This window comes from Pyrococcus woesei (genome assembly GCF_050496105.1).
Taxonomy (GTDB): Archaea; Methanobacteriota_B; Thermococci; order Thermococcales; family Thermococcaceae; genus Pyrococcus; species Pyrococcus furiosus.
On sequence record NZ_CP179867.1, the window covers coordinates 1,275,365 to 1,299,033 of the forward strand.

The 23,669-nt window shown below is 40.2% G+C and carries 24 protein-coding genes and 1 tRNA gene; 16 read left to right on the forward strand and 9 right to left on the reverse strand.

Annotated elements, in window-relative coordinates:
- Positions 1–93: 93 nt before the first annotated feature.
- The 3 genes from ACMFNG_RS07070 to ACMFNG_RS07080 all read left to right on the forward strand — a co-directional run bounded on the left by ACMFNG_RS07070 (position 94) and on the right by ACMFNG_RS07080 (position 2,971).
- Positions 94–1,074, forward strand: a complete 981-nt coding sequence (locus tag ACMFNG_RS07070) for a DUF4855 domain-containing protein (RefSeq protein ID WP_011012021.1) — start codon at positions 94–96, stop codon at positions 1,072–1,074.
- Positions 1,059–1,982, forward strand: a complete 924-nt coding sequence (locus ACMFNG_RS07075) for a hypothetical protein (RefSeq protein WP_011012022.1) — start codon at positions 1,059–1,061, stop codon at positions 1,980–1,982. The genes ACMFNG_RS07070 and ACMFNG_RS07075 overlap by 16 nt, the downstream gene beginning before the upstream one ends.
- Positions 1,983–2,107: 125 nt before the next feature.
- Positions 2,108–2,971: a hypothetical protein gene (locus tag ACMFNG_RS07080; RefSeq protein WP_011012023.1), complete on the forward strand. Its 864-nt coding sequence runs from the start codon at positions 2,108–2,110 to the stop codon at positions 2,969–2,971.
- A gap of 14 nt (positions 2,972–2,985) precedes the next feature.
- Here the strand turns inward: ACMFNG_RS07080 and ACMFNG_RS07085 are convergent, their stop codons facing one another.
- The gene (locus ACMFNG_RS07085) at positions 2,986–3,963 is read right to left on the reverse strand and encodes a hypothetical protein (RefSeq protein ID WP_011012024.1); all 978 of its coding nucleotides are present in this window, start codon (positions 3,961–3,963) and stop codon (positions 2,986–2,988) included.
- Positions 3,964–4,198: 235 nt separating this feature from the next.
- Here ACMFNG_RS07085 and leuS point away from each other — a divergent pair, with 235 nt between their 5' ends.
- From leuS to hydA, 5 genes are all read left to right on the forward strand, one after another.
- A complete protein-coding gene (gene leuS / locus ACMFNG_RS07090; protein ID WP_011012025.1) occupies positions 4,199–7,102 on the forward strand; it encodes a leucine--tRNA ligase in 2,904 nt (967 codons plus the stop codon).
- 231 nt (positions 7,103–7,333) lie between these two features.
- Positions 7,334–8,437: an NADPH-dependent hydrogenase/sulfhydrogenase 1 subunit beta gene (gene hydB / locus ACMFNG_RS07095; protein WP_011012026.1), complete on the forward strand. Its 1,104-nt coding sequence runs from the start codon at positions 7,334–7,336 to the stop codon at positions 8,435–8,437.
- Positions 8,434–9,312, forward strand: coding sequence for an NADPH-dependent hydrogenase/sulfhydrogenase 1 subunit gamma (gene hydG, locus ACMFNG_RS07100; protein WP_011012027.1), 879 nt, complete (start codon positions 8,434–8,436; stop codon positions 9,310–9,312). The genes hydB and hydG overlap by 4 nt, the downstream gene beginning before the upstream one ends.
- Before the next feature lie 10 nt (positions 9,313–9,322).
- The gene (hydD, locus tag ACMFNG_RS07105; RefSeq protein ID WP_011012028.1) at positions 9,323–10,108 is read left to right on the forward strand and encodes an NADPH-dependent hydrogenase/sulfhydrogenase 1 subunit delta; all 786 of its coding nucleotides are present in this window, start codon (positions 9,323–9,325) and stop codon (positions 10,106–10,108) included.
- Positions 10,105–11,391, forward strand: a complete 1,287-nt coding sequence (gene hydA, locus ACMFNG_RS07110; RefSeq protein ID WP_011012029.1) for an NADPH-dependent hydrogenase/sulfhydrogenase 1 subunit alpha — start codon at positions 10,105–10,107, stop codon at positions 11,389–11,391. Before hydD ends, hydA begins: the two co-directional genes overlap by 4 nt.
- On the opposite strand, the gene ACMFNG_RS07115 is transcribed toward hydA, so the two are convergent.
- From ACMFNG_RS07115 to ACMFNG_RS07135, 5 genes are all read right to left on the reverse strand, one after another.
- The gene (locus ACMFNG_RS07115; protein WP_011012030.1) at positions 11,388–12,008 is read right to left on the reverse strand and encodes an ABC transporter ATP-binding protein; all 621 of its coding nucleotides are present in this window, start codon (positions 12,006–12,008) and stop codon (positions 11,388–11,390) included. The two genes, hydA and ACMFNG_RS07115, sit on opposite strands and share 4 nt — an antisense overlap.
- Positions 12,005–12,433, reverse strand: coding sequence for a hypothetical protein (locus tag ACMFNG_RS07120; RefSeq protein WP_011012031.1), 429 nt, complete (start codon positions 12,431–12,433; stop codon positions 12,005–12,007). The genes ACMFNG_RS07115 and ACMFNG_RS07120 overlap by 4 nt, the downstream gene beginning before the upstream one ends.
- Entirely contained in the window at positions 12,426–13,499 is a 1,074-nt protein-coding gene (locus ACMFNG_RS07125) for a hypothetical protein (RefSeq protein ID WP_430515130.1), read from the reverse strand. The genes ACMFNG_RS07120 and ACMFNG_RS07125 overlap by 8 nt, the downstream gene beginning before the upstream one ends.
- A 74-nt stretch (positions 13,500–13,573) precedes the next feature.
- Positions 13,574–13,837 carry a hypothetical protein gene (locus ACMFNG_RS07130; RefSeq protein WP_011012033.1) on the reverse strand — a complete coding sequence of 88 codons (264 nt, stop codon included), beginning with the start codon at positions 13,835–13,837 and terminating at the stop codon, positions 13,574–13,576.
- A 389-nt stretch (positions 13,838–14,226) separates the two neighbouring features.
- A complete protein-coding gene (locus tag ACMFNG_RS07135; RefSeq protein WP_011011653.1) occupies positions 14,227–14,928 on the reverse strand; it encodes an IS6-like element ISPfu5 family transposase in 702 nt (233 codons plus the stop codon).
- A 119-nt stretch (positions 14,929–15,047) separates the two neighbouring features.
- Between ACMFNG_RS07135 and ACMFNG_RS07140 the strand changes: the two genes are divergently transcribed.
- Positions 15,048–15,335, forward strand: coding sequence for a family 4A encapsulin nanocompartment shell protein (locus ACMFNG_RS07140; protein ID WP_011012034.1), 288 nt, complete (start codon positions 15,048–15,050; stop codon positions 15,333–15,335).
- Positions 15,336–15,836: 501 nt separating this feature from the next.
- A complete protein-coding gene (locus ACMFNG_RS07145) occupies positions 15,837–16,670 on the forward strand; it encodes an HNH endonuclease (protein ID WP_014835269.1) in 834 nt (277 codons plus the stop codon).
- 122 nt (positions 16,671–16,792) lie between these two features.
- Here the strand turns inward: ACMFNG_RS07145 and ACMFNG_RS07150 are convergent, their stop codons facing one another.
- A complete protein-coding gene (locus ACMFNG_RS07150; RefSeq protein WP_014835270.1) occupies positions 16,793–16,966 on the reverse strand; it encodes a hypothetical protein in 174 nt (57 codons plus the stop codon).
- A 140-nt stretch (positions 16,967–17,106) separates the two neighbouring features.
- Positions 17,107–17,547 (reverse strand): hypothetical protein, encoded by a 441-nt coding sequence (locus ACMFNG_RS07155; RefSeq protein ID WP_014835271.1) that lies wholly within the window; start codon positions 17,545–17,547, stop codon positions 17,107–17,109.
- 226 nt (positions 17,548–17,773) lie between these two features.
- On the opposite strand from ACMFNG_RS07155, the gene ACMFNG_RS07160 reads away from it, so the two are divergent.
- Complete coding sequence (locus tag ACMFNG_RS07160) at positions 17,774–18,769, forward strand: hypothetical protein (RefSeq protein WP_011012038.1); 996 nt, start codon at positions 17,774–17,776, stop codon at positions 18,767–18,769.
- Between the two features lie 180 nt (positions 18,770–18,949).
- On the opposite strand, the gene ACMFNG_RS07165 is transcribed toward ACMFNG_RS07160, so the two are convergent.
- Positions 18,950–19,037 (reverse strand) — tRNA-Leu (locus ACMFNG_RS07165).
- Between the two features lie 96 nt (positions 19,038–19,133).
- Between ACMFNG_RS07165 and ACMFNG_RS07170 the strand changes: the two genes are divergently transcribed.
- The 5 genes from ACMFNG_RS07170 (at position 19,134) to pbp11 (ending at position 23,661) form a co-directional block, all read left to right on the forward strand.
- The gene (locus tag ACMFNG_RS07170) at positions 19,134–20,102 is read left to right on the forward strand and encodes a beta-ribofuranosylaminobenzene 5'-phosphate synthase family protein (RefSeq protein WP_011012039.1); all 969 of its coding nucleotides are present in this window, start codon (positions 19,134–19,136) and stop codon (positions 20,100–20,102) included.
- 9 nt (positions 20,103–20,111) lie between these two features.
- Positions 20,112–20,840, forward strand: a complete 729-nt coding sequence (locus tag ACMFNG_RS07175; protein ID WP_014835272.1) for an N-glycosylase/DNA lyase — start codon at positions 20,112–20,114, stop codon at positions 20,838–20,840.
- 258 nt (positions 20,841–21,098) lie between these two features.
- Complete coding sequence (locus tag ACMFNG_RS07180) at positions 21,099–21,860, forward strand: ABC transporter ATP-binding protein (RefSeq protein WP_014835273.1); 762 nt, start codon at positions 21,099–21,101, stop codon at positions 21,858–21,860.
- Positions 21,857–23,323, forward strand: coding sequence for a hypothetical protein (locus tag ACMFNG_RS07185; protein WP_143522505.1), 1,467 nt, complete (start codon positions 21,857–21,859; stop codon positions 23,321–23,323). The genes ACMFNG_RS07180 and ACMFNG_RS07185 overlap by 4 nt, the downstream gene beginning before the upstream one ends.
- Positions 23,324–23,334: 11 nt before the next feature.
- Positions 23,335–23,661, forward strand: a complete 327-nt coding sequence (gene pbp11, locus ACMFNG_RS07190; RefSeq protein ID WP_011012043.1) for a tRNA-binding protein Pbp11 — start codon at positions 23,335–23,337, stop codon at positions 23,659–23,661.
- The last annotated feature ends 8 nt before the right edge of the window (positions 23,662–23,669 follow it).

The following is a 23,669-nucleotide window of genomic DNA, read 5'->3' on the forward strand; positions in this document are numbered from 1 at the left end:
TTGTTATTTCAGTGTTAAATGTTGTTCTTCTACTTGTCTGGATTCGTTTTATTTATCCGTAAGGTTTTTATGTACTATAGGAGTTAGTTAAACTTGGTGATTTTCGTGTCGAGGATTGCCTTGTGGTGGATAAGGTGGAATGATACTCTGGGTGGTTATGAGTCTAGGATGACTCTTGATGGGAGGAGTCCAGGAACGTATTATGATGAGGTTCACTTGTTTAGGGAGAGGGGTTTTGATAGGGTAGTCTTCCTAGGTGGGGAGGGAAGGGGGATCAATTACACTGGGAATGGGTTTGAGGATGCTCGTTACCTAGCATTGTGGATTAGGACTCACATCACCTCAATAGATTATTACATTACAATACCATTCTCCTATGGTAGTGGTGGGCTTAGGGATAACCCTGCCAATGGCTTCAAAAACTCTTACTGGAGGGAATGGATTGACGGAGTTCTCGGGGTTGATGATGATAACAGACTCGGCTTCTACTGGAGCTACGAAAGCTGCCTCCAGACCACATCTTATGATGAAGCACATGTCACTGAAGAGTTCATTCAAGAGATGAGTGATTATATTCACAGTCATGGGCTCGAATTAATTTGGATTCCAACGATTGGAAATAGGACTATGGAGCAGGTGAAGACTTTTTGTGCTATCCCCACTCTTGCTAAGTACTTTGACAATGTCTTTGTTCAGCCTCATTATTATCAGACTACCAAGCTAAGTGATGGTAGTGACTACACCTTCCAAGAGCTTGTTCGCCGTGTAGAGTGGATGAAAGATGAGGGGTTGTCAATCGAGATGGAAGCTGATAATAGTATAATTGGAGAGAAAAGTAATTGTGCGTATTGTAAAAGCGTCCAAGGATGGTGGCAGAATGATTCTTTCCACGAAAAGGTTGGATGTGATGTAGAACCCACTCCAGAAACTGAAGAGAAATGCATTGATCGTGCCTGCGATTACTATAAGGCAATCATGAAAGTTAGCACTAGTGCCTTCTCAACCAGAGCATACTACTTTGGCACTGACTTTAAAGTAGTTGACAAGGTGAAGTCAAAATGCCCAGGTTGGTGATTCCTATCCTTGCCCTTCTTATTTTCTCTGCTCCAATGGCTTCTGCAGTTTACTCTGTAAAGCAAGGGGGTTTCCTCTATGAAGTCTGGTATCATATATACTCCAACGGTACAAGTGCTCTAATTCATATAGGGGTTGAGAACTATAACATAGCCTGTGGCATGACTTCCTGCTGGGCTGAAGTATATGATGCCTACGAGTACCTTCTCTACTACGATGGTTCCAATCTTTACCTCCTCAACTTTACTCCAGCCCTGAGAGAAATGTTACCCAAAAACATGACGAACATGACTATTTACCCCCCATTCTTTCATGATATCTTCTACTTAAATGGCTCTTGGTACGTTAACCTAACATCTCGTGCATACCCAGAAGGATCCTTTAAAAGTATTGACTTAAATCCTGTTTATCGTTTGAGTGAGGACTTTTGCGTGGAGTTGGTGAACGTTACCGTGACAACTAAAACTGAGAATAAGACTATTAACGGGTGGGAGATTGTTATCCCCGAGGAATTCCGTGAAGACCCTGTTTTCGCCGATTTCTTCATCGCCGAGAATGCCAGCGTTTACAATTGGTCGGAGGTTAGACGGTGGATAGACATAGAGAAGTGGCATCACTTTGTCCCCAACTCTTCAAACTTCCCAGTGTACTTCCTTCTCAAAAAGGGTGATCAAGTGAGGAGGGTAACGCTCCTTTACATAAATACAACGGATGGATTAAATGGCTTCTGGTTTCCAGAGGATGTTAAGATCGTTAACGTTACACTATGCAAGCCGACTCCAACAATAATCAATGAAACTACTACTTCCTCCACACCAAGAAGAAAACACAAAATCTGCGGACCAGGAGTTGTCATGCTCTTGTTTTTAATACCACCTCTGATCTTTTCAAAAATAGGAAGAAAGTGAAATCAAAATTTCCAAAATGGTGATTTTTATTTTTACCCTTCTCATTTTCCTCAATTTTAGTCTCAGCTATCTATCAAAAGACAATATAAGAAGAGATACAATCCCTAAACGAGCAGGTGAAGATAATGGCCAAGGAGCTCATGCTCCTTTTAGTCCCTATCTCATTTCTTATCCTTTTCTTTCCGGCAGTTTCTGCGGATTGTTCTCCGCACGAGGTTTACAGTGTTAGTTCTGTTTCCCAGGTGGATGGTTGGATTTTAGTGGAGGTCTCTCATTGGAGCTACATTTGCGAAATGATTGCTGGTGAGTGGGTTGAGAGGGTTGACACTGTGAATTCCTACCTAATCCTTACTGATGGTAGGAAGGCATTCCTCGTGGGTGGATTCGGCCCTCCACTTGACTGGACAATGCCAGCAGGATTCCTAAATGACACCCTCTACGCCGTGCGAATTTCCACGTATAGGGAAACATACAAAAACGTCACCTTCACAGTTAATGGCAAGTCCAGAAGCTTTCCCCTTATGAGGAATGTTCGAGTGGAGAAAATCTACCGGTTTAAAGACGATTGCTTTGAATTGGTTTCAAAATGCATTGACATAACTTATCCTAACGGAACTTCACTCAAAAATTGCAATGACACATTGATCAAACTCCTTGAGCCTCCCACCTCAAAAGTTCATGGAAGAAGTCTCGGAGTGGTAAACTCTTCATTGACAGCTTTTAAAGCGAAGAATGGAGTTGTACTCGTCAATGAGAGTGTCATTACCGTTTCCATTAGCATGAGTATACGTGATGTTCCACTAATCTTTGGGATTGAGAATGGAACCATCGTAAAACTACCTATAGAACCCCTACAAAAGATTACCTGCAATAAAACTAGAACAGGAACAAATATTCCTAGTACATCAAGCAATTTAACCAAGATTTGTGGTTCTGGATTTGTTTTAGTATTACTCCTCCTCTCCTTAATGCTAAAGGGGGGCTCTTAATTTTTCCCATCCTATCATTTCCAAAGGACAGCTCTAATGAACCTGACTTCGGGCTTCTCTTCTACCGTTAAGAGGGTAATATAAACTTCATTCTCTCTATATTTAACGAGAGCAAAGCCCTCTCCTGCAAGATATACTTCGTTAAAGGTTCCTTTGATACGGAGGACTTCTCCAGAGCAGTTAAAGAGAGCAATATAATCCTTGTAAAAAGCTAGAAGATACTCAGAATTTGCTAGTGTGTTTTCTGTGTATTCAGCTTTAAATGTAAAGTTGTCCACATTATATGTCCCAAACCTGTAGAAGTAGATTCCCTTTTCTTTCCCCTTGTACTTCATCTTAAGGACTAAGCATTTAGTAAGAATTTCAGCGCCGAGAACCTGGCTAAGATTCTTTGGTGGCCCTTCAACGAAGCTTAGGCAATAATTCTTGTTAGGTAAAAAAGCTCCCCACATATTGGGACTAAAGTAGGTGACAGCACAGCCATCGCTTGATATTGCATAGCCAAAGCCATTCCTGCTTAGGTGTAAAGTAAAGTAGGGATAGTCCTCATAGCCGCATTCAATTGAGAGTGAACCCTCCCAAAGGAGCTTTTCCCTCTTAAAATAATAGAGCATCCACGTGTAGGATACACCGACAACTGCATAACTTCCATTTGCAACGACTTTTATTATCGTTTTTGGTCGATCAATGGGGAAGGAGTATTGGAATGTTTCGTTAGTTTTTGGTAAGTAAATCGTTACGTTAACCTTATACATGTCCTCATCTACATTGGCGACTATTAGGAAATCTTTTCCTATGGCAGCTGAGGAATAATACCGTAATGGTATTGACCAAACTACCCTTCCCTCGGAATCAACAACTGTCACCTTATAATACTTTGAATAGAATACCTTATACCCATCAACATATCCTAGCAATGTTCCAAGGGTGGAGTATGCAGTTGTTGATGATAAAAATAGAACTAGGATTCCAACGATGATATATTTCCTCATAGTTAATTCACCTAAGTTACTTATGTTAGGCGTTACTCCATATTCTAAACTAATATATAAATTTTTCTTCTTTCAATATTATAAGGGTAATCAAAACTTTTAAATACCCAAGATCCTTACAAGAAGCGATGCCAATGAGGAGGGAGTACCTTCTCCTCTGTATCTTTGATGTCCTCTGACTTGCCTACTTGTTATTCTAGCTCTTCTATTGCACAATTGAAAGGAGGTTTTAGCCATGCCTGAGCTAAACTTCAAGGCTATTGAGGAGAAGTGGCAGAAAAGGTGGCTTGAGGCTAAGATTTTCGAACCAAACATAAAGGATAAGCCAAAGGAGAAGAAGTTCTACATTACAGTGGCATTCCCCTACCTGTCAGGACACCTACACGTGGGCCACGCAAGGACTTATACGATTCCAGATGTGATAGCTAGGTTCAAGAGGATGCAGGGATACAACGTCCTATTCCCAATGGCATGGCACATTACAGGTTCTCCAATAGTTGGAATCGCTGAAAGGATAAAGAACAGGGATCCCCAAACAATTTGGATATACAGGGATGTATACAAGGTTCCAGAAGATATACTATGGACATTTGAGGATCCAGTGAACATTGTAAAGTACTTCATGAAAGCAGCAAAAGAGACTTTCATAAGGGCAGGCTTCAGTGTGGATTGGAGTAGGGAATTCTACACAACCTCCCTCTTCCCACCGTTCAGCAAGTTCATCGAGTGGCAGTTCTGGAAGCTGAAGGAGAAGGGATACATTGTAAAAGGAACTCATAGAGTGAGATGGGATCCAGTAGTGGGGACACCGCTGGGTGATCACGACCTAATGGATGGAGAAGACGTTCCAATTCTTGAGTACATTCTGATAAAATTCGAGCTAAAAGAAGGAGAAGAAACAGTTTATCTTCCCGCGGCAACTCTGAGGCCTGAGACTGTCTATGGAGTAACGAACATGTGGCTAAACCCTGAGGCCACTTACGTCAAGGCGAAGGTGAAGAAGGGAGATAAAGTTGAAACTTGGATAATCAGCAAAGAGGCAGCCTACAAGCTTTCGTTCCAAGATAGAGAAATTGAAGTTGTTGAGGAATTTAAAGGAGAAAAGCTAATTGGAAAGTTCGTTAGAAATCCAGTAACAGGGGATGAAGTCATAATTCTGCCAGCAGAGTTTGTCGATCCTGATAATGCCACTGGTGTAGTGATGAGCGTTCCTGCTCATGCTCCATTTGATCATGTAGCATTGGAAGATCTAAAGAAGCAAACCGACATTCTGCTAAAATATGATATAGACCCCAGGATAGTTGAGAACATAACCTACATTTCCCTAATAAAATTGGAGGGTTATGGGGAATTCCCAGCGGTTGAAGAGGTTCAAAAGCTGGGAGTGAAGAGTCAGAAGGATAAGGATAAGCTGGAGCAAGCTACTAAGACAATTTACAGGGCTGAGTATCACAAGGGAATATTCAAGATACCTCCATATGAAGGAAAGCCAGTTTCTGAGGTAAAGGAGTTGATAGCTAAGGATCTAATGGAGAAGGGAATTGGGGAGATAATGTACGAGTTCGCCGAGAAGAACGTCATTTCAAGGTTTGGAAACAGGGCAGTGATAAAGATAATTCATGACCAGTGGTTCATTGACTATGGAAATCCTGAATGGAAAGAAAAGGCGAGGGAAGCTCTGAAGAGAATGAAAATTCTTCCAGAAAGCAGAAGGGCTCAGTTTGAGGCCATAATAGAGTGGTTGGACAAGAAGGCATGTGCAAGAAAAGTTGGTCTTGGAACTCCTCTACCCTGGGATCCTGATTGGGTAATTGAGAGTCTAAGCGATTCAACTATCTATATGGCATATTACACCATCAGCAGGCACATAAACAAGCTCAGAGAGGAAGGAAAGCTAGATCCAGAAAAGCTAACGCCAGAATTCTTCGACTACATATTCCTTGAGGAGTTTGACGAAAAGAAAGAGAAGGAACTAGAGGAGAAGACAGGAATCTCAGCAGAGATTATTCATGAGATGAAGGAGGAGTTCGAATACTGGTATCCACTTGACTGGCGTTGCTCAGCTAAGGATCTAATTCCCAACCACCTAACGTTCTTCATATTCAACCATGTGGCAATATTCCCCGAGAAGCACTGGCCAAAGGGAATAGCAGTGAATGGCTTTGGAACCCTAGAGGGGCAAAAGATGAGCAAGAGCAAGGGTAATGTGCTCAACTTCATAGATGCAATTGAGGAAAATGGAGCAGATGTAGTTAGGCTTTACATAATGAGTTTAGCCGAGCATGACAGCGACTTCGACTGGAGGAGGAAGGAGGTAGGAAGGCTAAGAAAACAGATTGAAAGATTTTACGAGCTAATAAGTCAGTTTGCTGAGTATGAAGCTAGGGAGAACGTTGAGCTTAAGGATATAGACAAGTGGATGCTCCACAGATTGAACAAGGCCATAAAAGGAACAACCGATGCTCTTGAAGAGTTCAGGACGAGGACAGCTGTTCAGTGGGCCTTCTACACCATAATGAATGACTTGAGATGGTATCTAAGAAGGACAGAAGGAAGGGACGATGAAGCTAAGAGGTACGTGCTCAGAACTCTTGCGGATATATGGGTTAGGTTGATGGCCCCATTTACTCCACACATCTGTGAAGAGCTCTGGGAGAAGCTTGGTGGGGAAGGGTTCGTCAGCCTAGCAAAGTGGCCAGATCCAGTTGAAGAGTGGTGGAACGAGACTATAGAGGCCGAAGAGGAGTACGTAAAGAGCGTTATGGAGGATATAAAGGAGATAATTGAAGTGGCCAAGATAGAAAATGCTAGGAGGGCATACATATACACCGCTGAAGATTGGAAGTGGAAGGTAGTGGAAGTTGTGGCAGAGAAGAGGGACTTCAAGGCGGCAATGTCAGAATTAATGAAGGATCAAGAGCTGAGAAAGCGTGGAAAGGAAATTGCAAAGATCGTGGAAAGGCTAATAAAGGATAGAGCCTTTGAAGTTAAGAGAATTGATGAAGAGAAAGTTCTGAGGGAAGCAAAGGACTTTATAGAGAAAGAGCTTGGAATTGAGATCATAATAAACCCAAGTGAAGATAAGGGTGGAAAGAAGAAGCAGGCAATGCCCTTGAAGCCTGCGATCTTTATTGAGTGATCTTCTTCTCTTTTTATTATACTGTTGTATAACTATATTCTATCCTACTTCAACTTGTTCATCAAAGTCTAATTTCCAAAAATTTAGGGGTTTTTAACCTTTGGTTTTCAATTTTCGGGTTTAAAAAGGCTTTTTTATCTCCCTCACCAACTTTAGACTGGGAAACAAAAATGTTCACTAACGAAAATTTGAGGAGTATTGGTCAATTATGCTCATTGGGAGGTGGTTTGTGTGAGGTATGTTAAGTTACCCAAGGAAAACACTTACGAGTTTTTGGAAAGACTTAAAGACTGGGGGAAGCTTTACGCTCCAGTAAAAATTTCGGACAAGTTCTATGACTTCAGGGAGATTGATGATGTTAGAAAGATAGAATTCCACTACAACAGGACAATAATGCCACCTAAGAAGTTCTTCTTCAAGCCGAGGGAAAAGCTCTTTGAGTTCGACATTTCAAAACCAGAATACAGGGAGGTAATAGAGGAAGTTGAACCATTTATTATATTTGGAGTCCACGCGTGTGACATATATGGCCTAAAGATCCTAGACACGGTATACCTTGATGAGTTCCCCGACAAGTACTACAAGGTGAGGAGAGAGAAGGGGATAATCATTGGAATAAGCTGTATGCCAGATGAATATTGCTTCTGTAACTTAAGAGAAACAGACTTCGCTGATGATGGTTTTGACTTGTTCTTCCATGAACTGCCCGATGGATGGTTGGTAAGGGTTGGCACTCCAACTGGGCACAGGCTTGTTGACAAGAACATAAAGCTCTTTGAAGAGGTAACGGACAAGGATATCTGTGCATTTAGAGATTTTGAAAAGAGGAGACAGCAAGCATTCAAATACCACGAAGACTGGGGCAACTTGAGGTATCTTCTCGAGTTGGAAATGGAACATCCAATGTGGGATGAGGAGGCAGATAAGTGCTTGGCTTGTGGAATATGTAACACCACATGCCCAACGTGTAGATGCTATGAAGTTCAGGATATTGTAAACCTAGATGGAGTTACTGGATACAGGGAAAGAAGATGGGATTCTTGTCAGTTCAGAAGTCATGGCTTAGTTGCTGGGGGCCACAACTTCAGGCCCACAAAGAAGGATCGCTTTAGGAACAGATACCTCTGTAAGAACGCATATAACGAAAAGCTTGGATTAAGCTACTGTGTCGGTTGTGGAAGGTGTACTGCATTCTGTCCAGCCAATATAAGTTTTGTAGGCAATCTTAGAAGGATTTTAGGACTTGAGGAGAACAAATGTCCCCCAACGGTTAGTGAGGAGATTCCAAAGAGAGGATTTGCATATTCCTCTAACATTAGAGGTGATGGAGTATGATGTTGCCAAAAGAGATTATGATGCCAAATGATAATCCGTATGCCCTTCATAGAGTCAAAGTTCTAAAGGTTTACTCCTTGACGGAAACGGAAAAGCTTTTCCTCTTTAGATTTGAGGATCCCGAGTTGGCAGAGAAGTGGACGTTCAAACCTGGACAGTTTGTCCAGCTGACGATACCTGGAGTTGGAGAGGTTCCCATAAGTATATGCTCTTCTCCAATGAGGAAAGGATTCTTTGAGCTCTGTATAAGAAAGGCAGGAAGGGTCACAACTGTTGTCCATAGACTAAAGCCTGGCGATACTGTTCTTGTGAGAGGGCCTTACGGTAATGGATTCCCAGTGGATGAGTGGGAAGGAATGGATCTACTATTAATAGCTGCTGGCCTTGGAACTGCACCTCTTAGGAGCGTCTTTCTCTATGCAATGGACAACAGGTGGAAGTATGGAAACATTACCTTCATAAACACCGCACGTTATGGGAAGGATCTCCTCTTCTACAAGGAGCTGGAGGCAATGAAAGACCTAGCTGAGGCTGAAAACGTGAAAATCATCCAGAGCGTCACTAGGGATCCAAACTGGCCGGGCCTAAAGGGTAGGCCACAGCAGTTCATCGTTGAGGCCAACACAAATCCAAAGAACACTGCAGTTGCAATCTGTGGGCCTCCTAGAATGTATAAGTCAGTGTTTGAGGCCCTCATCAACTACGGTTATCGCCCAGAGAACATCTTCGTGACATTGGAGAGAAGAATGAAATGTGGAATCGGGAAGTGCGGCCACTGCAACGTCGGAACGAGCACGAGCTGGAAGTACATCTGTAAAGATGGACCAGTCTTCACGTACTTCGACATAGTTTCAACCCCAGGACTGCTGGACTGAGGTGAGGAAAATGGGAAAAGTTAGGATTGGATTTTACGCATTAACCTCGTGCTACGGCTGTCAATTGCAGCTAGCTATGATGGACGAGTTATTACAACTTATCCCAAATGCTGAAATAGTTTGCTGGTTCATGATTGATAGAGATAGCATTGAGGATGAAAAGGTCGACATAGCTTTTATAGAAGGAAGCGTTTCAACTGAGGAAGAAGTTGAACTCGTGAAAAAAATTAGGGAGAATGCAAAGATCGTCGTTGCGGTTGGAGCTTGTGCTGTTCAAGGAGGAGTTCAGAGCTGGAGTGAAAAGCCATTAGAAGAGCTCTGGAAGAAGGTTTATGGAGACGCAAAAGTCAAGTTCCAACCGAAGAAGGCTGAACCAGTTTCAAAATACATAAAAGTTGACTACAACATCTACGGTTGCCCACCAGAGAAGAAGGACTTCCTCTACGCCCTGGGAACATTCTTGATTGGTTCATGGCCAGAGGATATAGATTATCCAGTTTGTCTAGAATGTAGGCTCAATGGACATCCATGTATCCTTCTTGAGAAAGGAGAACCCTGTCTAGGTCCAGTAACAAGGGCAGGATGTAACGCGAGATGTCCAGGATTTGGAGTTGCGTGTATAGGATGCAGAGGGGCAATAGGGTACGATGTAGCTTGGTTCGACTCTCTAGCTAAGGTGTTCAAGGAGAAGGGGATGACAAAAGAGGAGATAATTGAGAGAATGAAAATGTTCAATGGACATGATGAGAGGGTTGAGAAAATGGTTGAAAAAATATTCTCAGGTGGTGAACAATGAAGAACCTCTATCTTCCAATCACCATTGATCATATAGCAAGAGTTGAGGGGAAGGGTGGTGTGGAGATAATAATTGGGGATGATGGAGTCAAGGAGGTCAAGCTAAACATAATTGAAGGGCCCAGATTCTTTGAGGCCATAACTATTGGGAAGAAGCTTGAGGAAGCTCTGGCCATTTACCCGAGAATATGCTCATTCTGTTCAGCCGCCCACAAGTTAACCGCATTAGAGGCTGCAGAAAAGGCCGTCGGTTTTGTCCCAAGGGAAGAGATACAGGCCCTTAGAGAAGTACTATACATCGGAGACATGATAGAGAGTCATGCCCTTCACCTATATCTTCTAGTTCTTCCCGACTACAGGGGCTACTCGAGCCCACTTAAGATGGTGAATGAATACAAGAGGGAGATAGAGATAGCCCTTAAGCTGAAGAACCTTGGCACCTGGATGATGGACATTCTAGGGTCAAGAGCCATACACCAAGAAAATGCGGTTTTGGGCGGATTCGGAAAGCTCCCTGAGAAGAGTGTCCTTGAGAAAATGAAAGCCGAGCTTAGGGAAGCCCTACCACTTGCCGAGTATACTTTTGAGTTATTTGCAAAGCTTGAGCAGTACAGCGAAGTTGAAGGGCCAATAACACACTTGGCCGTGAAGCCGAGGGGAGATGCTTATGGAATTTATGGAGATTACATAAAGGCAAGTGATGGGGAGGAGTTCCCAAGTGAAAAGTACAGAGATTATATAAAGGAGTTCGTCGTTGAACACAGTTTTGCAAAGCACAGTCACTACAAGGGCAGACCCTTCATGGTTGGGGCTATATCTAGAGTTATTAACAATGCTGACCTCCTATACGGCAAGGCCAAGGAGCTGTATGAGGCAAACAAAGACCTATTAAAGGGAACAAATCCGTTTGCAAATAACTTAGCCCAGGCCCTCGAAATAGTTTACTTTATAGAGAGGGCAATAGATCTGCTCGACGAGGCTCTCGCCAAGTGGCCAATTAAGCCCAGGGATGAAGTTGAGATAAAGGACGGCTTTGGTGTCTCAACGACTGAGGCTCCAAGGGGAATCTTAGTCTATGCCCTCAAAGTTGAGAATGGAAGGGTTTCTTATGCCGACATAATAACACCTACAGCATTCAACTTGGCAATGATGGAAGAACATGTAAGAATGATGGCAGAAAAGCACTACAATGACGATCCAGAAAGGTTAAAGATACTGGCTGAGATGGTTGTTAGGGCTTATGATCCATGCATATCTTGCTCAGTCCACGTGGTTAGACTTTAATCCTTTTTATCTATTTTTGTTGAGTACTTGTGGAGATTCTCATTCACATCACAATAGGAGAGCTCTTCTCTTGAGGAGATGATAACAATGCCCTTCTCTTTGAGAATTTCGAGGATAGACTTTAGGACTTTATGTTTTGAGTCCTCATCAATGGCAACAACTGGATCGTCAAGAACATAAATCTCGGCATTCACTAGCAAGGTGGATGCCAATTGAACTCTTCTAATTGTTCCCTGGGAAAGCTCTCCCAGCTTCTTCTTTAAATCCAAGACCTCCACGGATTCAAGTGCATCCATAATTTCATTTTTATTAACTTTAACTCCATAAAGACTGGCCACTGCTTTTAAATAATCCTCAACACTTATTTTCCTGGGCACGATTATTTCTTCAGGAAGGAAAAATATTTTGCCCTTAACTTTTGTTATAGGGACTCCATTATAAATTATTTCTCCCTTGAGGGGTTTCAAATATGTTGATATTGTTTTTAAAAGTGTGGTTTTTCCTATCCCATTTGGACCGTGGAAGTTCACGACATTACCTTTCTCTATGGTCATTGTTATTCTTTCGAGAACTGGTTTATCATAACCAACACTAAGATCTCTAATCTCAAGTTTCATTCCCATCCCTCCCAAATTCCTATTATTCCAGAAATAGATACTAAAAGGAGGGGGATTGCAGCAATACCATTTCCTTTGCTAACCAATATTATTCCTATAATGAAGGGAGCTATGAATCCAAGAATCCAGCCACACAACTTTCTAATTGAACTAACTTCCACTGTCGGTTCCCACACAAACATTAATTTCTTGAAATCTATAGTTACTTTTACAGGTGTCATTAGGGGAAGATATTGAAGAACTTCATGAACATATACCGCTCCAACTAGTGGCAACACTACATTTTTCACTATAGATTTCATATAGCAATTAGTGAATTCCCCTGTTATTTTACCTATAAGAAAACTAATCCAAAGTACTAGAGCTACAAGAAATCCTACATATATGCTTACCATTTTTATGAAATTTAAAAATTGCCTAGACATTTCTTATCACCCTTTCTAGCTTTATCCTCACAAAATATGCAAGTGGAGAGATAAGAATTAACAAGGGAATTACCCACATAGGAATAATTTTCCTTATAATAAATGGAGCACCCAGGATAATTAGATACAGAAATAGGAAGCTGTTTCTTTCAAAACTTGGCAATGTTATTGATAATACAACTCTACTTATCGCTAACATGAAAAATAAGATATATAGTGTCCCTAAATACTCCCTTTCAAGAATTGCCAAGGAATAAAATGTCAACGGAACAATTAGCGAAATCAAGAAGAGTAGAATTTCCTTTATTAGTCTTCTTAAATAGTTCTCTGGTTTTAGATAGTGGAGATAGGCTATATAAGAATCAACATAACTATCACCAACCAGGAATAAAGGCCAAATCATAGGGGCAGTTATGCATATAGTAACTAGCGTACTTGCAATCCTCTCTATAATATAGAATTTTTGCTTATCTACAATGATATGTAATGGTAACAAGGCTTTAAATGCTCCAACTCCACACCCAAATTTCACTCCTTGCATTCTCAGGTGCTGGGCCATAAGTGTGAAAACTATAGAGAGAATAATAGCGATTCCCCTAATTTCAAAGGAAAGGGTAGAAATATAGATGTTTCTAACTAGATAAACTCTTATCAGCCTATCTTTTAGAACAGAGGCTACCAAGTATGCAATTACGAGGATGATATAACCTATCAGAGTCATCTTTCTACCACTAATTGCTAGGAGACCAAGAATTGTGGCTATGCACTTAATTTTAAATGAAACAGACAGTGGAAGTATAGATAAAGCGGCAAATACAATAATATTGGAGGGCAAAAAACCTGGGTAAAGATAGGAGCAACTAAGGATGGAGGGGAGATTTATAACTACTGAGACAAATAGCACAATGAGATCAGTGTCGGGTCTATATTTGAGGATCACTCCAGTTTTCTTAGGATCAAAGGAATTTGAAAAGAGAAGTGGAATTGCACCTAACAAGGCAAAAACTATTATGTCTTCGATAATCTTACCTTTTAAGAAGATTGTTAATGGTATAAGAGAGATCATCCCAGCGAGATAATTATAGTTTTTTATAGATACCAAAATATGGTATCTTAATATTTCCACTATTCTCACTTTCATTACCTCCTAAATCTTCTAAGGATTTTTATTGAGCTCACAACCCCCAAAAGATAACATAGGATTCTTGTTATTGGAGTTACCTTTACTGAGACATAATATGGCTCATTTATTGCATTAAATAGAATGCCCTGCCCGGGTGGTATTTTATTTGTAGTCAAAATGAAGATTGCCAACAAATAACTAACTAAAATAGAAAATGAAAGAGCTAAGGGTATTGCCGAAACCAAGGCTAGGGCAAAAAATAGTTTTTTAGATCTTACCACACGAAATCACCTCCTATCGCAGTTGGAAGCGCTGGATCTGTAGGATTATCTGGCATACATTCACAGAGGCATTTGATCTCAACTCCTGAAATAGTTGCTTTTGTCTGTGGCCCACAGTCGGACATTATACCTCCACCTGTACTACACAAGATTGGGCACTCCCTACAATAGCCATAGCACATCTTTGTGTAGTATGTCGCTGTAGCAGCTATTATTACAAATAAAACTATTACCCACAATCCTACACCATAATACTTTTGTTTTCTTTAATACATATATAATCACCATTTAAATTATGCTACTATAAATTTTATAAAATTTTCGAGAATATCACTATAACAGAAGCTATTAAAATATAATAATTATTCCTAATTTGATCGACGATACTGTCAGGATAACTGGGGTATCACCTCCTGAAGCCATTCAGTCACATCACCAGGCGGTCCACCAAACCGAGAATGAATTCTAACAAAATTATACCAGAATGAAAACAGAAAAACAAACCTGTGAACCCTCCTCCAGTCTCTAGCCCTGAAGTTATTCCAGAAACGCTTTGTTCTCTCTTTAACAGTCCTAAACCAGCGCTCAACACAGTTCCTCGGCCCGAAAGTCACATGCAGATAATCCAGCCCGAGAGATTTAAACGCTGATTTATACCACGGCCCTTTGTCAACCAGGAAAATTGGCTGTCCCTCGCAGGATTTCAAAACAACTAGAATGAAGTCCCTGGCAATCCACCAGTTCCTAACGCTTGTAATCCATACTGCTAGGATTTCTTTGCTCTCAACGTCGATTGCAGCCCAGAGAAATCTCTTCTGGCCGTTGATCTTTATCACTGTCTCGTCAATTGCGATGAAGTTTCTCTGTTTTTTGACTGCGAGGATTTTCGGCTGGTAAACTGCTTTCGCGAATTTTTGGACTGTTTCCCAGACTGTTGTGTGGCTGATTTCGAGGATTGTTCCTACCTGTCTGTAACTTAGTCCGTGCAGGTACAGGTTTATTGCCCTGGTTTTCTTTTTTGCTGGGATTTTGTTCCGGCGAAAGGTTTTTAAGACTGAAACCAGTAAGTAAATAATGGTTTCAGTCCTCATTTCTCTCCCCTTTTCTGAAGAGGTATCAGAAACTTAAACCTAACGTCCCACTGCTTATCCTGACAGTGTCTTGATCGACTTTAGAAACATTTTTATTCTTGTTTATGTTCCCTTAGACTATGAGCACCAGGGGAGACTTGATCAGAATTTTAGGTGAGATAGAGGAAAAGATGAACGAACTGAAAATGGATGGCTTTAACCCTGACATAATCCTTTTTGGCAGAGAGGCTTATAACTTTCTTTCAAATCTCTTAAAAAAGGAAATGGAAGAGGAAGGGCCTTTTACGCATGTCTCTAATATCAAGATAGAAATTCTTGAGGAATTAGGAGGAGACGCAGTTGTTATAGATTCAAAAGTCCTAGGCCTAGTTCCTGGGGCCGCAAAGAGAATCAAAATTATTAAGTAGCGCTTTCCAAAGTACAGGAGATGCTCACTTCCTCCTTAGCTAGGATTAGACCAAAATATAACATAAAGGAGTTGAGTGTTGCCCAGGAGGGGACTAGCCTCCTTGATATTAATAAAGGGTCTCTGCGAAGAGTTTTGTCCTGTATCATATTAAAGAGTTCGTTAATTCTTGCATCTGCAAGTTGAAGGCCTAACCTTGTCCGAGATTTGGCTGTAATGACTTTAACAGAGTAATGTTTAACCAAAAAAAGAAGACTTTAAAACCTTCCACTCACAATAAGTAGACGAGTCAACAACAATTTGAGGGAAAAGACATGGGAAATGAAGGTGTCCACCCCCACCTGCGGAAAAGGTTTTGGAGAGAGATGGGTATAAATGCAGAATTTGTGATCACAGCTATCTCGATATTCATTACAAGGACGGGAATGTAGAGAACAAGAATTTAGAAAATTTGATAGTTTTGTGCAAACAATGTCATTATCGACTTCACCAAAAGGAAAGGATGGAAAGCATTAAACAAGCTTTCGAGGATTTCCTCGATGAACTTTCTAAAAATCCTATTGAAGTTGTTATAGATTTCAGTTTCAAAAAAATTGTAGAGAGTAATGAAGAAAAAATCCGAAGAGAGATTATACAGGGATTTACTCGTCCTTTTGGTGTTATATCAAGGATCCAAGAGAAAGTTAGGGATGCAATAATGAAGGAAATCGAGGAGGAAATAGAAAAAGAGCAAGCAAGTACTCCTGAACATCTCCGAAAGGTTGTTCTTGAAAGAAATAATTATAGATGTTCAGTGTGCGGATACGGATATTTAGAGGTTCACCATGTGGATGGAAATATTCTAAATAACACCTTGGATAATTTAGTAACCCTCTGTAGAAGGTGTCATCGTAAAGTCCATTATCATCCAAGTTTTCATACAACACCGGAGGATATGGACAAATGTATTAGAAGTTTTCATCATGAGTTTTATAGTACGATCTATGAAATAATGAAGAACAAAAAGGGAAACATTAGAATAAGCATTAAATTCGATCAACTAGGTGTTAAAGGTGTAAAAATTAGTAGAGCTCAATTTAAAAGAATTAATGGGCTCTTTAATCATGAAGTCATAAATGATGGTATTTTTAAGCAGTGGGAAAGAGAAATTAAGAATTATTTAAGCCGACTTGAATGGGAACAGCAAAAAGAAATATATAGAAATGTATACTTCTTGCTAGAATGTATTTTGCCTAAAGATTCATTTGAAGCGTTTGTTAACCTTGCAAGGAAAGGAAAATTTGATAGAAGAACATTAAGGGAAGCAAAGAAAGTACTAAAGAACTCAATTAAATAATTTTTGTAATTTTTCCCTGGAAATACAGCTCCTATTCTACTATTTTTAAAGTGCTGTCTTCTTCTTTTATAAACCCATATTTTTTGTTACTCTTTAGGAAGTTCTTTATTATTTCACAAAGCTCAGGGTTGAGAGATCTTTTCAGTTACACACTTCTTATTATTCCTAAAGTACGAATAGAACTTAGGACTTCCACTGGAGTGGTATACTCCAAGTATCTTCTTGTTTCTCAGCTTTTCAGCTATGTCGGGAAAAATCTTCTTGTATATTTTTTTCTTTTTAGCCAACTTTTTCATAATTTCGTAGGACTCTCGCCCCAAACATAAAATTAAGTCCCCCGCTATGAAATCAAGTACGCGACCTAAAAACTTCCCTATGCAGTTTTGTAGGGTTTCTGCAGGTAGTGGGACTCTAACATTTTCACTCTCACAGTATACTAATTCTCCAAACAGAATTGTACTTCCTCCCGTAAATTAAAACAGTCTTTTGCTTTCTTTAAGAATTCTAGTGTGTTTGCAAAGTATTTATAGTGGAAAGGATAGTTACGGTAGTTCTTGATAAATTCTGAGACCCATGTGTCATGGATTTCTTTAAAAGCTTTGATGGCGTTACTTTTGCTATATTCTGAAGTAAATAATCCATGCTTTTTCAGGATGTCTGTGTAGTAAAGTCTTTCAAATGGTAAGTGGGGGCCTGGATTTATTCCAAAAATACCAATTTTTGCTTTTTCTCTGGAAGGCTCGCCTTGAAGTGTAGAAAGGATTAGAACCCTTGGAATAATGCCCTCATCCTTGGAATTCTTTATACCTTCACACTTCTCCTTCTCTGAGCATAAGATCATCTCACTGCCTAACTCCAAGAATGCCTCAGGCATCATGGTAATGATTTTACACAGAGAATTTAATAATAATTTCGGATTTCTCAATGCTTCTTAATTGAGAAGCTACATTTTGAAAATTGAGAAAAATCAAAGGTACCAGTGTGTCTCAGAAAAGTGAATATGTGGAATCATAGCTTTATGAAATATTAAAAAGACCATATCCCAATTTCATAAGGCAAATTTTAAATTTTTGATTAGGTAAAGCGATTTTGGGTGTTATTAAGTGCACCTGAGGTATTATGCCCCGTGTTATGAGAAAGAAACTCATGAAAAAATACTAAATTATTTGGAAGACATAAAGAAATTACATAACATAAATTATGAGGAAATACCAGTAAGACACTGGGTTCCGGAGTGGTACTCTAGGAAAGCAGAAATATCTGAAGCCTATGTGTATGACAACCATTTAAAACCATATTCAAGTTTGATTTTGTCTAATTGCAACAAGCTACTCCAAATGGGTCTCGATTTACATTGTGATACAGTTTCTTCTAAATTTAAGAGTAGATCAGGAAATATTTATGTAGCAGGAACAATAGCTGTCGTTGAAAATGGTGTAACGTTGCTAGCTTTGGCTGATAAAGATGAGATATTTGAATTCCTAAAAGCTCTATTGAGGGAAGGCTGGAATTTACTAAACATGCTTGAAAAAACAAAGCCAAAAACTATTGTCGAACCTAGAGAAAGAGAGAAGGAAATAAAGCGCGCGTTAATCTTAGCTCTCTCAAAAAATTTTGACTATGTTTTAATGGATGTGAAGTTGAATGCTCTAAGTGGAGATGAATGGGATCCTTTTATCTATTTTTCACCAGACGCCGATATAATAGCAGTAAATGAGAGGGAAAATCATATAATAGGAATAGAAGTGAAAGGATACCGCTCCAATAAGGGGATTATCCAAAAGGCAAACATATATGAAGCCATAGGAGAGGCCATGATGTACCTTTTAAATCCATACATGAAGTACAAAGGGGAGAAGATAGAAGGGAGCATATTTGATGAAGTCTGGCTCTGCTATCCATACAAAAGAGATTTCGAAGACTTTAAGAGGGTGATAGAAATAACCCCGATAGGATTACTCTCAGCATATGAGGGAGTTGTTAAAAGGCCAGAGAAAAATCCATTTGTCAATGAAAGGGCTAAAGAGATATTCTTGGAAAACCTGAGCACATTTAGAAGTTATATACAGGGAGGGAGGAAAATGCACAAAATTGTTTAATTACTTCTTCCAAGTGTTTTATTTATTATATTGAATTCCCTCTTGAATCAGGCTAACATACAATATGTCAAGTTCTAATGTACAAGAAAAAATTTATCAGGCTGACTAGAAAACCACAACTAAAAAGAGCAAGAAAGGGATCTGGATATCAATTACTAATTATTTGGAAGAAAATATTGCTGGTGCGGGGGCGGGGATTTGAACCCCGGAACCCCTACGGGACGGGACCCTCAATCCCGCGCCTTTGACCAGGCTCGGCAACCCCCGCTCCGTCCCGAAATATCATCCTTATGATGCAACTTATAAAGTTTTCCCTACCCCATACGTTTTTAATTTCCCGAAATAAATTTTTAGGGGGATAAGGATGTTAGTAATAACTCCAAGAAGGCTCCATCTGGGAATAATAGATCCAACAGGAAGTTTAGGGAGGAGATTTGGGAGCTTAGGGGTTGCCTTAGAGGGTGGATATGAAATTAGGATAACTCCTGCGGATAGCTTAAAGATTGAAGCAGAAAAAGAAGACAAGGAAACCATTAAGGAGACTATAGAAAAGTTAAACTTTGAATATGACACAGGTTTTGGCTTTTACATTGAGGTCAGAAAATCGATTCCCAGGCACATTGGTTTAGGCTCCACCACTCAACTAACTCTAGGGATTGCGATGGGAATCTTAAAGCTACTTCACAAAGATGTTCCGGTTGAAGAGGTAGCTAAAATCTTAGGTAGAGGAAAAAATAGCGGGGTTGGAATTTATGCCTTTAAGTATGGAGGATTTGTAGTTGATGGAGGCGTTAAAGACTCCGTTCCTCCCCTACTCGTAAGGAAAGACTTTCCAGAGGATTGGGCGTTCCTACTAGTTATTCCACAGGTTAAGAGGGGATTTGACGAAAAAGAAGAACAGAAAATAATGGAAAAACCTTTTGGTAGTGCTTCTATTGCAAAAGAGATTTCCTACAGAATACTCCTTGGCCTGCTTCCAGCTCTGGCTGAGAAAAACATTGAGGAATTTGGAAGGTATCTTTCTACAATTCAAACTCTTGTAGGCTCGTCCTTCTCCGACTTTCAGGGGGGAGAGTTTAGGGAGGATATAAGGCTGATAGTTGAATTTTTGAATGAGATAACTTATGGGGCTGGCCAGAGTAGTTGGGGGCCAACGGTTTATGGGCTAATAAAAAGGGCAGAGTATCAAAGGGTTGCCTCCAGAGTTGCCGAATTCTTGGATGAACAAGGAATTAAGGCAAAGATAGAACTGGGAATTCCCAGGAACAGAGGAGCTGAGGTTAAGGGAGAAAGCCTATTCCTAGAGAGGCTAATAAAGTCAGTGAGCCAGTAGGTGATAACTATGAGAGAGTTAGTTGAAATTATAAAGGGCATAGGAATTGAGGGGGCCAAAGAAGTTGAAGAAAAGGTTGACAGGCAGTTTTACGCTCTCCAATACCTTTTTCGCCATCAAGATCCAGAGATGTTCATAAAGCTGGTTATTGCAAATTCTCTAGTTAGCTATCAGTTAACTGGGAGAGGAGAGGACTGGTGGTGGGAGTTTGCTAGGTACTTTTCAGGAAGAGAGGTTGATTCTATTTGGAAAGCTTATGGTGAGTTTTTACCCAAATCAAAGAACAACAGAAGACTTATAGAGGCAAAGTTAAACAGGATTAGGAAGGTTGAGGGCTTTTTATCTACCTTAACTCTCAAAGATCTGGAGGGATATTACAAGAATATGAAAATGCTTTGGAAGGCATTGATAAAGATTATGGGAAGCAGAGAAGACAGCAAGACTATAGTTTTTACAGTTAAGATGTTTGGCTATGCCTCCAGAATAGCGTTCTCAAGGTTCATTCCCTACCCAATGGAGATTCCGATTCCTGAAGATTTGAGAATAAAGTCTGTAACATCCAAATTAACTCAAGAGAAGCCGACAAAGTTCTGGATGAAGATAGGTCAGGAGAGTGGTGTTCCGCCTCTCCACATTGATTCCCTCATCTGGCCCCTCCTGGGAAATGCAGACTTGACTCCTTTAGATATAGAGTTAAGAAACAAACTCATGAAGCTTACGGAATTATTGGGATTATAGATAGAATTTCCTAGAGAAGAATTTTTTCCCTAAGAGCTCATCATAGGAACTCCTTTTATTCCAATGGAGTATTAGAAAGTTCTTTCAGAACCTTTTACAACCTGGAGGAGTTCAGCGAGGAAGAGAAGCTAAAGGTAGAAGCCTTTGAGAATTTATATGGGCAATACAATGTTTTAGCTTTGGCATCCTCAAACTTTAACATTCTTCAAGAGAAAAACTTTTTTAACTTGAAAATTGTTTTAAAGATAGGTGGAAATGGTGATAGAAGTTGAGGGGCTAAAGAAGAGGTTTGGTTTAAACGAAGTCCTTCACGGAATAACGTTCACTGTAAACAATGGGGAAATTTATGGGCTGCTTGGTCCCAACGGAAGTGGGAAGTCAACGACTATGAAGATTCTTTCTGGAATTATACCTCCCACGGAGGGAAAAGTTGTAGTTGAGGGAATTAATGTTGCTAAGAACCCTATAGACGTCAAGAAGATTGTTGGCTATGTTCCCGAAACACCGACCCTGTATGAGAGTCTAACTCCTGTAGAATTCTTTAGCTTTGTCGGAAGCATTAGAAGAATACCTAAGAACGTACTTCAAGAAAGGATTGAAAAACTAGTCAACGCCTTTGGGATAAAAGAGTATATGAACCAGCTTATTGGGACTTTGAGTTTTGGAACTAAGCAGAAGATTTCCCTAATTTCTTCCCTTTTGCATGATCCCAAGGTTTTGATTCTTGACGAAGCTATGAACGGTTTAGACCCTAAGAGTGCCAGAATTTTCAGGGAACTTCTCTTAGAGTTCAAAAAAGAGGGAAAGGTTATAGTGTTCTCAACTCACGTGCTGGCTCTTGCTGAGCTGATATGTGATAGGGTAGGTGTAATATATAATGGCAATATAATTGCTGAGGGGAGCATTGATGAGTTAAAAAAGATGGCCAAAGAGGAGACATTGGAGGATGTTTTCCTCAAGCTCACACAGGCGAGGGAGGAAGTGGCTCACATAGTTTCAGCCCTAAAGGAGGCTCTATGATGATGTGGGAGATAATAAAGACGATCTATAAGGAAGTTCACTTCAGCATAATAAAGGAGAATTCTTCCGTAATGAACGATCCCAAGAAACTTAAGAACTCACTAAAATACTCTGCCAACATAATATGGGGAGTGTTTTTGCAAAGTGTCATGTACTTAGGGCTTGGAGTAATGGTCGCAGTTTCAATTCTCTACTCAGAGAATGAGGTACAGAAGGCGATATTCTTCTCTTCCTATCTTATTATCCCCTTCATCTTAACCTTATATTCAACCTCCCTTGCAACTGCCTATCTGTTATCAAGTAAAGCTGTGGAGCCTCTAAAACCTCTACCTCTAGGAAATCTAAACTTCATAGTTTCGCTAACACTACTCATTGAGAATCTTCCAGCTTTTGTATTCCTAATCCCAGCTTCTTTAGCATTAGGAAATTCCATAGCCTCACTCTTAGGGCTACTTTGGATATGCTCCACAATACTAATGGGACACTCCTTGGCACTTTTCCTCCAGATAAAGTTCAGTGGTATCCATGTGGGGAAGGGAAGTGTTGTAAAAACTTTGGTAAAAGTTGCTGGATTTTTGATCATTGCCGGTATTTACTTTATAGTCCAAGCTCTTATGAGAATTTTAGAGGATAACATTGAGGTTATAGCACCAATCTTCAGAAAGTACTTCATAGCTTTCCCTTTTGCGGCCAGCACGATTTATGAACCTTACAAGAGCTTAGTGCTCCTAGCCTTATATACGCTTCCATTTTTGGCCTTATACTTTTACGATCTGAAGAGGCTTGGTGAAGTTTTGGAGGGAATAAAGACTTATGGGAAGGTAGCAACTAAGTACAAACTCACGGTAGCAAATCCAGTGACAGCAATGTTTAGGAAAGACTACAGAATTATTTTCAGAAAAAATCCATACTTAGGAACGTTTCTCTCCCCGCTTTTAATGAGTATATACTTTATATACAATTTAGCTAAAGAGGGATTCCCCGTAATGATGACGCTCTTTTCAATAATGGGGATTTCAGTGCTTGGCCTAGTCATGCTTGACCCAGCATTTGCCATGGACAGAGAAGTCTTTCCCTTCCTGTCTTCTTTACCTATTAAGAGGAGAGAATACCTCCTGGGAAAAATGCTCACAGTTTCTCTAAGCCCCCTGACATTCTCAGCGATATTAGTTTTGTTGAGCTGTGCATTTAACGGAACTGAGGCTCTTTTATTAATTCCCTTCTTGGCATCTCCGTTCTTAACATCTTCCATCGGGATCCTCTACGTTAAGCATAAGATGGGAAATGAGAGAATTGAGCTTCCAGTACTCAAGTTTTATGATGGAATAGTAATGCTTATTCTCTCCATGATCCCCTTTATAATCGTTGCAATACCACTTTTCCTTCTCTCGGTCCCCAAAGGATATTTAGTTTCTGGAGCAATTATATTAGTGGGAGCATTAATATTAAGCAAGCTTATTTAAGGTGGTTAGCTATGGGTTTGTTTGACTTTCTAAAGAGAAAAGAGGTTAAGGAAGAAGAAAAAATTGAGATATTATCAAAGAAGCCCGCAGGAAAGGTGGTGGTTGAGGAAGTGGTCAACATTATGGGGAAGGACGTTATTATTGGAACTGTTGAAAGTGGAATGATAGGGGTTGGCTTTAAGGTTAAGGGCCCCTCTGGAATTGGAGGAATAGTTAGAATTGAGAGGAACAGAGAGAAAGTTGAGTTTGCAATAGCGGGGGATAGAATTGGGATAAGCATAGAGGGGAAAATTGGAAAGGTCAAGAAGGGGGATGTACTTGAGATATACCAAACTTAGGTGATGGA

What these genes read in the sequence shown, in the direction of transcription:
- ACMFNG_RS07075 (WP_011012022.1), top strand. Translation starts at nt 1,059, where the DNA reads ATGCCCAGGTTGGTGATTCCTATCCTTGCCCTTCTTATTTTCTCTGCT.
- ACMFNG_RS07080 (WP_011012023.1), top strand. Translation starts at nt 2,108, where the DNA reads ATGGCCAAGGAGCTCATGCTCCTTTTAGTCCCTATCTCATTTCTTATC.
- ACMFNG_RS07085 (WP_011012024.1), bottom strand. Translation starts at nt 3,963, where the DNA reads ATGAGGAAATATATCATCGTTGGAATCCTAGTTCTATTTTTATCATCA.
- leuS (WP_011012025.1), top strand. Translation starts at nt 4,199, where the DNA reads ATGCCTGAGCTAAACTTCAAGGCTATTGAGGAGAAGTGGCAGAAAAGG.
- hydG (WP_011012027.1), top strand. Translation starts at nt 8,434, where the DNA reads ATGATGTTGCCAAAAGAGATTATGATGCCAAATGATAATCCGTATGCC.
- hydD (WP_011012028.1), top strand. Translation starts at nt 9,323, where the DNA reads ATGGGAAAAGTTAGGATTGGATTTTACGCATTAACCTCGTGCTACGGC.
- hydA (WP_011012029.1), top strand. Translation starts at nt 10,105, where the DNA reads ATGAAGAACCTCTATCTTCCAATCACCATTGATCATATAGCAAGAGTT.
- ACMFNG_RS07115 (WP_011012030.1), bottom strand. Translation starts at nt 12,008, where the DNA reads ATGAAACTTGAGATTAGAGATCTTAGTGTTGGTTATGATAAACCAGTT.
- ACMFNG_RS07120 (WP_011012031.1), bottom strand. Translation starts at nt 12,433, where the DNA reads ATGTCTAGGCAATTTTTAAATTTCATAAAAATGGTAAGCATATATGTA.
- ACMFNG_RS07125 (WP_430515130.1), bottom strand. Translation starts at nt 13,499, where the DNA reads ATGATCTCTCTTATACCATTAACAATCTTCTTAAAAGGTAAGATTATC.
- ACMFNG_RS07135 (WP_011011653.1), bottom strand. Translation starts at nt 14,928, where the DNA reads ATGAGGACTGAAACCATTATTTACTTACTGGTTTCAGTCTTAAAAACC.
- ACMFNG_RS07140 (WP_011012034.1), top strand. Translation starts at nt 15,048, where the DNA reads ATGAGCACCAGGGGAGACTTGATCAGAATTTTAGGTGAGATAGAGGAA.
- ACMFNG_RS07145 (WP_014835269.1), top strand. Translation starts at nt 15,837, where the DNA reads ATGGAAAGCATTAAACAAGCTTTCGAGGATTTCCTCGATGAACTTTCT.
- ACMFNG_RS07150 (WP_014835270.1), bottom strand. Translation starts at nt 16,966, where the DNA reads ATGAAAAAGTTGGCTAAAAAGAAAAAAATATACAAGAAGATTTTTCCC.
- ACMFNG_RS07155 (WP_014835271.1), bottom strand. Translation starts at nt 17,547, where the DNA reads ATGATGCCTGAGGCATTCTTGGAGTTAGGCAGTGAGATGATCTTATGC.
- ACMFNG_RS07170 (WP_011012039.1), top strand. Translation starts at nt 19,134, where the DNA reads ATGTTAGTAATAACTCCAAGAAGGCTCCATCTGGGAATAATAGATCCA.
- ACMFNG_RS07175 (WP_014835272.1), top strand. Translation starts at nt 20,112, where the DNA reads ATGAGAGAGTTAGTTGAAATTATAAAGGGCATAGGAATTGAGGGGGCC.
- ACMFNG_RS07185 (WP_143522505.1), top strand. Translation starts at nt 21,857, where the DNA reads ATGATGATGTGGGAGATAATAAAGACGATCTATAAGGAAGTTCACTTC.
- pbp11 (WP_011012043.1), top strand. Translation starts at nt 23,335, where the DNA reads ATGGGTTTGTTTGACTTTCTAAAGAGAAAAGAGGTTAAGGAAGAAGAA.